The organism is Microcystis sp. M_QC_C_20170808_M3Col (genome assembly GCF_007095505.1).
Classification (GTDB): domain Bacteria; phylum Cyanobacteriota; class Cyanobacteriia; order Cyanobacteriales; family Microcystaceae; genus Microcystis.
Map to the genome: position 1 here is coordinate 1 of NZ_SFBY01000186.1, position 9,439 is coordinate 9,439.

Below are 9,439 nucleotides of genomic sequence, written 5' to 3' on the forward strand. Positions count from 1 at the left end.
GTTCGAGGTTTTCTCTTTGTTCCCCTGTTAGATTGACTTTATCTCGCCGACCTCTTCCCATTAAAATGTCCTCTGCTTGTTCGAGCTATTGCCCTATTTTAGCTGAAACAGTCCACTAGATAGACTGACGGGTGCATCTCATATTTGTTACTTTCTCTCACTTATGGTGAGCAGCAGAAGTTATTAAAAGAGGGCGAATGCAATTCGCCCCTACAATATATTCAATTTAACCCACCTAGTTTAGATGGGTTAAATTGATAAAAAGAGATTAAGATTGACGTTTGAAAGCAGAACCAATTCCTAATACTCCTAACCCTAATAATCCTAGCATTGATGAAGGTTCGGGAATAGAAGGAGAGGAAAGAGCTATCACTGAGACATTATCCAAAGCAGCTCCGGTAGTTGAGTTGCCTAAACCGGTAAACTCAAGGGTAGTGGTTATGCTGTTAGCGGTAAAATCCCAGGATTTTGATACCCATCCCATATTTGAATTGCTTTTTCCTGTTATATCAAAAGAAAAGTCAGCAGAATTTCCTCCTGCACTCACTCTCATCTCTTTAATAGTAGGATTTCCGGTTGGATTACCCGCCAGGTCAAAAGTAACCCGATAGGTAGCACCGATGGTTGTGTTGAATGTTTGCTCAATTTTACCACTCGCAAGTCCCTGTAGATCAATACTTCTAGCACCCTCAGAAGCTTGCCAAAATGTGCCTATATAATCGATTGTTCCTTGGCTAACCGTCCATCCTGTAATTGCTGTGGAAACAGCATCAAGTTGTAGAAAAGAACCAGGGTTGACGGTAGCCGTCTCAAAACTGCTATTTTGAATCAAATTTGCTGCTTGTACAGGGGTGACTATCAAAGCACTCACCGCAAAGACAGAGGAAGCAATGGAGAGTTTTAATAAGCTATGCTTACCCCCCCCGAAAATCATTAGTTTTGCTAATCTTTGAGTCATTTTTGAAAATTCCATTCCTAGAAAAATAATTGAAAGCATAGCACAGAAAAGCTTAAAATAGATTAAGAAATAATTAAATTTTTGGCTCTCTTATTCTTTGTTTGATAAGTATTCGCTTGGTTTTCTTGGATATTGGGAGCAAAATGTTTATAGTTGTTACAAATTCTGGGAAGATGGGTTACGACGGATTGATCACCCATCCTTCGTTGTTAATACTTAGTGCCGTCTAACCCATCCTACAATGATTGATAAATTTTTTTTATCACCATAACCCCATGGGGGTATTCGGTTTTTCCCTTCAATCTAATTTAAGTCTATCTGAATATTTAACCCAACCCACCTACCCAGTCAGGTATGAGCTTTTAGATAGAGAGACTTATGGCAAGGTATAATTAAGGTATATTTCAGGGAATCAATTGGATTATGGAAGAACTTTTAGAATTAAAGGCTTTGCTCTTAAAAGGTGATATTAAAGGTTCACTAGCGATTGTAGAAGACCTTGAAGATATGAGCAAAAATGGTATTATTAGCAACATTCGTAGTTATGCTGTTATCTTATTACTTCATTTAATTAAACAACAGGCAGAAAAACGAACTAATCGTTCTTGGGATGTCTCCATTCGCAATAGTGTTAGAGAAATTCAACGCCAAAATAAACGCCGAAAAGCGGCAGGATATTATTTAAGTGATGAGGAATTAACAGACACTTTAAACGATGCTTATCTTAATGCTTTGGATGCCGCTTCTTTAGAAGTCGAAGCGGGTCGTTATCAATCGGAGCAAATTGAAGCTATAATTGACAAAAATAAACTGATTAGCGATGCTTTTCTTTTAATCAAAACCGTCTCTCCCTAGAAAGATTATGACAGACTCACTCTCTAAAAAACAAGCCCAAGAAATGTTACATTGGTTAAACAAAAATCGTGACACTGTGCTTGATTTATATAAGAATCAATACATTGCTTATAATGAAAAAGGGGTGATTGCTCACGGTGAAAATTTACAGAATGTTCTGGAACAAGCCAACACAACCAATCAAGAATTTGTTATTTATCTTGTTCCTCGTTGTCGTTATTCTATTCAAATTTTACCCATTCAAGTTTAAAGTAGTTTAAGTTGATTTTGACAACGGCAAAATTCTATGAAAATAACCCTTTATCAACCGACGTTATCGTTATTATTGCTGCTGTTGCTATCCAGTGGTTGTGCAGTCAATCAGGAAAAAGAGAAAATCACCACTCCGCAAGCGTCTCCCCTAGCAGAAATCCTGCCTTGGCAGACGGTCGAACGGGTTACTATTTTAAAAGCCGATCAGGATCCCATCTATGCTTTGGCCATTAGTCCCGATAACTCTTTACTACTTAGTGGTGGTTTTGACGGTACTGTCAGGGAATGGGACCTAAAAACTCAAAAACCTCTCAGGACTTGGCAACTAGGTGATACCGTTAACGCTATCCAATTTAGTCCCGATGGTGAGAGTTTCGTAACTGCCGATGCGGGGGGAAAAGTGCAACGCTGGAATACGCGCACGGGAAAATTAGAAATGACCTATCCCGGCCATGCTTTTCTCGTTACTGATGCCGCTATTTCTCCCGATGGTAAAACCTTGGCCACGGGTAGCTGGGATCGTACAGTCAAACTCTGGGATTTTCAGACGGGGAAACTGTTAAAAACCCTGCGCGGCCATAATCATCCCATTCAAGCGATCGCATTTAGTCCCGATGGTAAAGGAATTGTTAGCGCCGATTACGATGGCTTCGTTAAACTCTGGAAAGTGAGTACCGGTCGCTTTATTCGTGCCTATGCGGGTAATTTATTCCCCGTTTATCGGGTGCTTTTTTCCAAGGATGGTAATACCGCCGGTACTGCTAGTCAAGACGGTTCGATCCGCGGTTGGCAAGTGAAAAGCGGCATCGGCACCACTACTATTCTCGCCCATAACGACGCTGTTACCGATATGGCCCTGCTCGATGGGGGCAAAGTTTTGGCAAGCACTTCCGGGGATGGAACCGTCAAATTTTGGGATGTTAATACCCGTCGGCACTTGAATACCCTGAAGGGAAACGTCATCTTAAGGATGGTTGCCAGTCAAGATGGTCGTTGGTTAGTCACTGGAGATCAAGACGGTGCGATCGCACTGTGGCGGGGAATCTAATTGACTATAATTAAGACTAGAGTGTTTTCTAGGGCGAAATATAGCCATGGCAGCAGTGATTTTAAACTTAGATACAGTCAATCTCAGCGATGAGCAGTTTTACCGTCTCTGTCAAGTTAACCCAGATTGGCAACTGGAAAGAAACGTTCAAGGAGAATTAATCGTGATGCCACCTGTTGGGGGAATTAGCGGCAACCGAGAGGCCGATTTTATTGGTTTACTTTGGTTGTGGAATCATCAAACCCGATTGGGTAAAGTCTTTAGTTCAGCGACGATTTTTCGTTTACCGAATGGCGGAGATCGCGCTCCCGATGCCGCTTGGGTGAGTTTAACCCGTTGGCAAGCTCTGAGTCGAGAAGAACAGGAGAAATTCCCGCCTATTTGCCCCGATTTCGTTATTGAACTGCGCTCCCGTAGCGATTCCCTCCCGGAAATTCAAGCTAAAATGCGGGAATATCTCCACAGTGGTTTGCGATTAGGTTGGCTAGTTAATCCTCAACAACAACAAGTGGAAATTTATCGTCCTCAGCAACCCGTAGAAATTATAGAACTCCCCGCTAATTTAAGCGGGGAGGATGTCTTACCCGGTTTTAGTCTATTTATCTCTATTTTTGAGTAAAATATCCTTAAAACCGAGGTATGATCAGACCTCTTGTAAAAATCAAAATAGGAGTCGGTCGTCAGTCGTCAGTAGTCAGGAGAATTAAGAATCAATAATAATCAATTAAATGGTCTATTTACAGATTTTAGGCAATTTAATCCTTGTTTTTGCCGTTTTTGACCCCTCTGAACCCGGAACTATGACTGCTATCGGTTGATCAGGTCTGGGTTTAGCTGGTGCCGCTACCCGTGGTAAACTGCCAGAAAAAGCCAAAACCAAAGTCTAACCCTTCGACTAAGCTCAGGGCGAGATTAGCGAAAATTTCGGTTTAACACTAAAACGGACCCTGTCCGGTTGGGCGCATCTCAATTTTGAGGAACTATCTAGGGTTTGCTGAATAAATCTAAAAACCTTGTTGGATAATATCTTTGGGCCTTTTTGAAATCAAAAAGTGCCGGCCATTGGAGTTATCGGGGGGGAAATTCAAGGACTTTTTCCCTGAAAATTAGGTAATTGACCACCTAAAAATGGGTATAAACCCACACCCTACACCCTACTCCTAGGAAAAACTTTTTGCCGCAAACCCTATTTAACTATGACCACCGATACTGTCACCACTCCCTCGCCCAAAAAACTCTGGTTAGCAGCCATTAAACCACCAATGTATAGTGTGGCAATTATACCGATTATTCTGGGAACAGCGATCGCTTATCAGGAAACAGGTCTATTTTCTGCCCCGATTTTTGCCACTTTTATCCTCTCAGCTATTTTAATTCTCGCTTGGTTAAATCTCAGCAATGATGTTTTTGATGCCGATACCGGGATCGATGTCAATAAGGCCCATTCGATCGTTAATTTAACCGGTAACAAATCTTTGATTTTCTGGCTGAGTAATCTTTTTCTATTATTAGGCATCGCCGGTATTTTTGCCATTAGTTATTGGCGAGGCGATTGGACTATCCTAGAATTAATCGCCCTCTGCTGTTTTTTGGGCTATACCTATCAAGGTCCTCCCTTCCGTCTCGGTTATCAAGGATTAGGTGAAATTATCTGTTTTTTTACTTTTGGACCCTTGGCGATTGCCGCTGCCTACTATTCCCAAGTCGGTGCTTTTTCTCTCTCTAGTCTAGCGGCTTCAATTATTATCGGGATTACCACTTCTATCATCCTTTTTTGTTCCCATTTCCATCAAGTCGCCGATGATCTCAAAGCGGGTAAAAAATCACCTATTGCCCGTTTGGGTACTTTAAAAGGTTCTAGAGTTTTAACCGTAGTGACGGTTCTCGTTTATGTTTTAACGGTAGTTTTTGTCCTGCTGCAAGTTTATCCCCCTCTCACTCTTTTAATCTTCCTTAGTCTCCCTTTCGCTTGGCAATTAGTCCACCACGTTAACCAAAATCACGACCAACCTCAGCTAGTCAGTAACTGCAAGTTTATAGCGGTTAATCTTCACTTTTTTAGTGGCATTCTCTTCTCCCTTGGCTATTTCCTTTCTTCCCGTTTATAAACCAGATTTTTTTTCTTTAACCCCTTGACAAAACCCCGCCACTTGACCTATACTTGTATTCATAATGGAAATCCGTGCCTGCCTGCGAACCCCTCATTTTTAGGCGGGATAGACCGAAAAAAAATTAACCGACTTGAATCAGTTATCAGTTATCAGATTTGAGTTTTAAGTTCACTGATTACTGTTTACTGTTCACAGAAAACACTTCCCACTTCCTCATTCATAATTCATAATTCATAATTAATCGCCACAAATCAAGGTTAGCATGAGTGAACAACCCCTCGGATCGGTTATTCAAGGTTCCCTGAGTGAAGGTTTAGAAATCCGTCTTTATCCGGATATTTCCGTGGAAGATATGCGCGTCGGTAAGTTTTTGGTTGTGCAAGGCACTCGCTCGCGTTTTTTCTGTCTCCTCACCGATGTCTCCCTGGGTAACTCTAGTCCCCGGATTATCGCGAATCCTCCCCATCCCGATGATAGTTTTATGCGCGATGTTTTGGCGGGTAGCGGTACTTATGGTACTATTGAACTATCACCTATGCTCATGTTTACGAAGTCAGAGGAAGCCCCGGCTTTTCAAGCCGGGGTCTCTCTGACTCCAACTGAAGGTAATTCCCCCGCAGTTTCCGACACTTCTTTAGGCTCTTTTCAACCCCAAACTAGCGCCGATTTAGAATTACTGCCAGTTAAAACTATTCCGTCCCATTTTAGCCAAGTTTATGAAGCTTGTGAGCAGGATTTTCGCATGGTTTTCGGTTGGGAAGATGACCCCACCAGAAAGAATTTTGCCATTGGTCAACCCCTTGACATGGACGTGCCAATATGTATTAATCTCGATCGCTTTGTGGAACGTAGTAACGGTGTTTTTGGCAAATCGGGGACAGGAAAATCCTTTTTAACCAGATTACTAATTTCGGGCATTATTCGCAAACAAGCAGGGGTTAACCTCATGTTTGATATGCACTCGGAATACGGTTGGGAAGCGATGAAAGAAGGGAAGGATGTTTCTACGGTGAAAGGATTATCTCAATTATTCCCCGGACAGGTGGAAATTTATACCCTCGATCCCGATTCTACCAAACGCCGGGGAGTACGAGGAGCGCAGGAATTATTCTTAAGTTATAATCAGATTGAAATCGAGGATATTCGTTTAATCGGTCGGGAATTAGGCATCTCGGAAGCTAGTTTAGATAATGCCAATATTCTCTATAACGAGTATGGAGAATCTTGGATCGTTCAGTTATTAAATATGAGTAACGAGGACATTAAAATCTTCTGTACCGAAAAACAGGGCCATGCGGGATCAATTATGTCCCTCCAGAGAAAATTAATGCGTCTAGATAGTTTGAAATATTTAAAAACTGTTTGTCCCCACAATTATATCGATCAGGTTTTACAAGCTTTAGATGCAGGTAAGCACGTTGTCATTGAATTTGGCTCCCAAAGTAATATGCTTTCCTATATGTTAGCCACCAATATGATCACCCGTCGGATTCATGCTAATTATGTTAAAAAAGCTGAATATTTTTTACAAACTAAAAACCCCGTTGATCGGCCGCAACAGTTAGTGATTACCATTGAAGAAGCTCATCGATTTCTCGATTCTGCCGTGGTGCATCAAACTATTTTTGGAACCATCGCCAGAGAGATGCGAAAATACTTTGTTACTCTCTTAATTGTTGACCAAAGACCTTCAGGAATTGATAACGAAGTCATGTCTCAGGTAGGGACAAGAATCACCTGTTTATTAAACGATGAAAAGGACATAGAAGCCATATTTACAGGGGTTTCTGGAGGGGGAAGTTTGCGTTCGGTTTTAGCGAAATTAGACTCAAAACAACAAGCTTTAGTTTTAGGTCATGCGGTCCCTATGCCGGTAGTAATTCGTACTCGCGCCTACGATCAAAAATTCTATGCTGAAATAGGTGCGACCGACTGGCGAGAATTACCCGATGAGGAAGTATTAGCGGCAGCCAAAATTGCTAAAGCCGATCTAGGATTTTAGAAAAATTAATTTTTGATTGTAGAATAGAGTTGGATTGTTTTTACTGTTTACCTCCCATGACCGCTCAAATACCGATCTCGAAGATAAGCTTATACGATCGAGATTTTCAGCTATGGATCGAGACAACCGTTAACCAATTACGACAGGAGGATTTTGCCTCGGTAGACTGGACTAATCTGATCGAGGAATTGGCAAGCATGGGAAAAAACAATCGACACGCTCTCAAAAGTTTGTTAATTCAATTATTAGCTCATCTGCTCAAGTTAGTTTATTGGCAGACGGAAAGAGAGTATAATGCGAATAAATGGGAAGCGGCAATTATTAATTTCCGAGTTCAAATTGCCGATCTGCTGGAAGACAGTCCTAGTTTAAAACCTTATCTCCTCGAAATTTTCGATTCTTGTTATGGAAAAGCTAGGCAAATAGTCTCGAAATTGAGCAAGCAAGAAATTCCTATAGAAGTCATTATTACCCCAGAAGAAACCCTGGATGAAAACTGGTTTCCCTAACTATGCAACAAGGTGATTTAATCGAGATCGAGATTACCGACCTCAACCATACGGGCGAAGGTGTGGGAAAATACCGAGGACAGGTGATTTTTGTGCCGGATACGGTCATTGGCGATCGCATTCAAACTCGCATCACCTATATCAAAAAAAGTCATGCGATCGGCAAACTACAAACTATTCTACAGGCTTCTCCCCATCGTATCCGTCCCCGCTGCATTGTCGCCGATAAATGTGGTGGCTGTCAATGGCAACACATCGAGGATCAATTTCAGCGCCTGGTCAAAAAAGAGCAAGTACAAGAGGTATTAACCAGAATTGGCGGTTTTACCGAGCCTTTGGTTTATCCTCCCCTCACCGGTAATTCTCCCCTCGCTTATCGCAATAAAGCTACCTATCCCCTCGGATTTTCCCCCACCGGCAATGTGCAAGCGGGTTATTATCGTCGCGGCAGCCATCATCTGATTAATCTCAATCAATGTCCGATTCAAGATCAGGCTTTAAATCCGTTTCTAGCAGAGATAAAACAGGACATTCAGGAGCAAGGCTGGTCAATTTACGATGAAAAGACCCATCAAGGACAATTACGCCATTTATCCCTAAGAATTGGCCGCCACACGGGAGAAATTTTATTAACCCTGATTAGTACCGATAATAATTTACAGGGAATTGAGGCACAGGCGCAGCAATGGCTGGCAAAATACGGCAATTTAGTCGGTGTAACCGTCAATTATAACCCCGATCGAGGTAATGCTATTTTTGGCAGTCAGACCACAACTATCGCCGGAAGGGACTATATTACCGAAAAGTTCGCCGGATTAACCTATCAATTGGCTGCCGATACCTTTTTTCAGGTTAATACAGAGGCTGCTGAAGCCTTATTTGCGGTTATTTGTCAGAAATTAGACCTTAAAGGTGAAGAAATTCTTATTGATGCCTACTGTGGTATCGGTACTTTTACTTTACCCCTCGCTAAACGGGTTAAAGAGGTGATTGGACTAGAATCCTATAGCTTTTCCCTCGATCGAGCCAAGATTAACGCCCAATTAAATAATATTACCAACACAACTTTTATTTTGGGGGCAGTAGAAAAAACTTTACCGCAACTGACAGTTAAACCCGACATTATTCTACTCGATCCGCCCCGCAAAGGTTGCGATCGATCTGTCCTCGATAGTCTGTTACAGCTGCAAAGTCAACGCATTGTTTATATCAGTTGTCAAAGTGCAACTTTAGCCAGAGACTTGCAATATCTCTGTAAAACAGGCGATTATCAACTACTAGAAGTGCAAACCGCCGATTTCTTTCCCCAAACTCCCCACGTCGAATGCGCCGCTTTTCTTAGACAAAAAACAGCGAATATGGTAGGATGAAATAAGGGGAAAAACCCGATCCTTTAGCCGTTTATGGCTGAAAAGTCAATGGTTAAGGATAATAGCATATTAAGCCCCGTTCCAGTCAACTACTTTTTTGATTAACTACTCGCTCAAAGCTGCCTTGATTCTCGATTGGTGTGTAGATCAATCATCGAAAATTTTGGGTCTGAAACCCCGTCGTTCTACGACGGCTTTACCGTTAAATACTAGCGCATTTACCAAATATATGCTAAAATGTGAGACATGGAAAAAGCTTATTCTTACCGATTTTACCCCACACCCGAACAAGAGTCGCTATTGCGGCGCACCTTGGGCTGTGTAAGATTGGTTT

The 9,439-nt window shown here is 41.9% G+C and carries 10 protein-coding genes; 9 read left to right on the forward strand and 1 reads right to left on the reverse strand.

The genetic code is table 11. The features are described 5' to 3' along the window. Positions 1-268: 268 nt before the first annotated feature. Positions 269-997, reverse strand: a complete 729-nt coding sequence (locus EWV84_RS08220) for a choice-of-anchor C family PEP-CTERM protein (protein ID WP_287077609.1) — start codon at positions 995-997, stop codon at positions 269-271. Positions 998-1,381: 384 nt separating this feature from the next. Between EWV84_RS08220 and EWV84_RS08225 the strand changes: the two genes are divergently transcribed. The 9 genes from EWV84_RS08225 to EWV84_RS08265 form a co-directional block, all read left to right on the forward strand. Further along, positions 1,382-1,813: a DUF29 family protein gene (locus EWV84_RS08225; RefSeq protein ID WP_287077610.1), complete on the forward strand. Its 432-nt coding sequence runs from the start codon at positions 1,382-1,384 to the stop codon at positions 1,811-1,813. A gap of 7 nt (positions 1,814-1,820) precedes the next feature. After that, complete coding sequence (locus tag EWV84_RS08230; RefSeq protein ID WP_287077611.1) at positions 1,821-2,063, forward strand: DUF5678 domain-containing protein; 243 nt, start codon at positions 1,821-1,823, stop codon at positions 2,061-2,063. 36 nt (positions 2,064-2,099) lie between these two features. Further along, positions 2,100-3,113, forward strand: coding sequence for a WD40 repeat domain-containing protein (locus EWV84_RS08235; RefSeq protein ID WP_287077612.1), 1,014 nt, complete (start codon positions 2,100-2,102; stop codon positions 3,111-3,113). Between the two features lie 46 nt (positions 3,114-3,159). Then, positions 3,160-3,732, forward strand: a complete 573-nt coding sequence (locus EWV84_RS08240; RefSeq protein ID WP_286823797.1) for a Uma2 family endonuclease — start codon at positions 3,160-3,162, stop codon at positions 3,730-3,732. A 577-nt stretch (positions 3,733-4,309) separates the two neighbouring features. Then, complete coding sequence (gene menA, locus EWV84_RS08245; protein WP_287077613.1) at positions 4,310-5,221, forward strand: 2-carboxy-1,4-naphthoquinone phytyltransferase; 912 nt, start codon at positions 4,310-4,312, stop codon at positions 5,219-5,221. A gap of 265 nt (positions 5,222-5,486) precedes the next feature. Continuing rightward, entirely contained in the window at positions 5,487-7,226 is a 1,740-nt protein-coding gene (locus EWV84_RS08250; RefSeq protein ID WP_287077614.1) for a helicase HerA domain-containing protein, read from the forward strand. A gap of 56 nt (positions 7,227-7,282) precedes the next feature. Beyond that, on the forward strand, positions 7,283-7,735 hold the full coding sequence (locus EWV84_RS08255) for a DUF29 domain-containing protein (protein WP_287077615.1): 453 nt from the start codon (positions 7,283-7,285) through the stop codon (positions 7,733-7,735). A gap of 2 nt (positions 7,736-7,737) precedes the next feature. Then, positions 7,738-9,105, forward strand: coding sequence for a 23S rRNA (uracil(1939)-C(5))-methyltransferase RlmD (gene rlmD, locus EWV84_RS08260; protein ID WP_287077616.1), 1,368 nt, complete (start codon positions 7,738-7,740; stop codon positions 9,103-9,105). Positions 9,106-9,351: 246 nt separating this feature from the next. Beyond that, positions 9,352-9,439 (forward strand): helix-turn-helix domain-containing protein (locus EWV84_RS08265; RefSeq protein ID WP_287077617.1); only part of this gene is annotated, 88 nt, incomplete at its 3' end.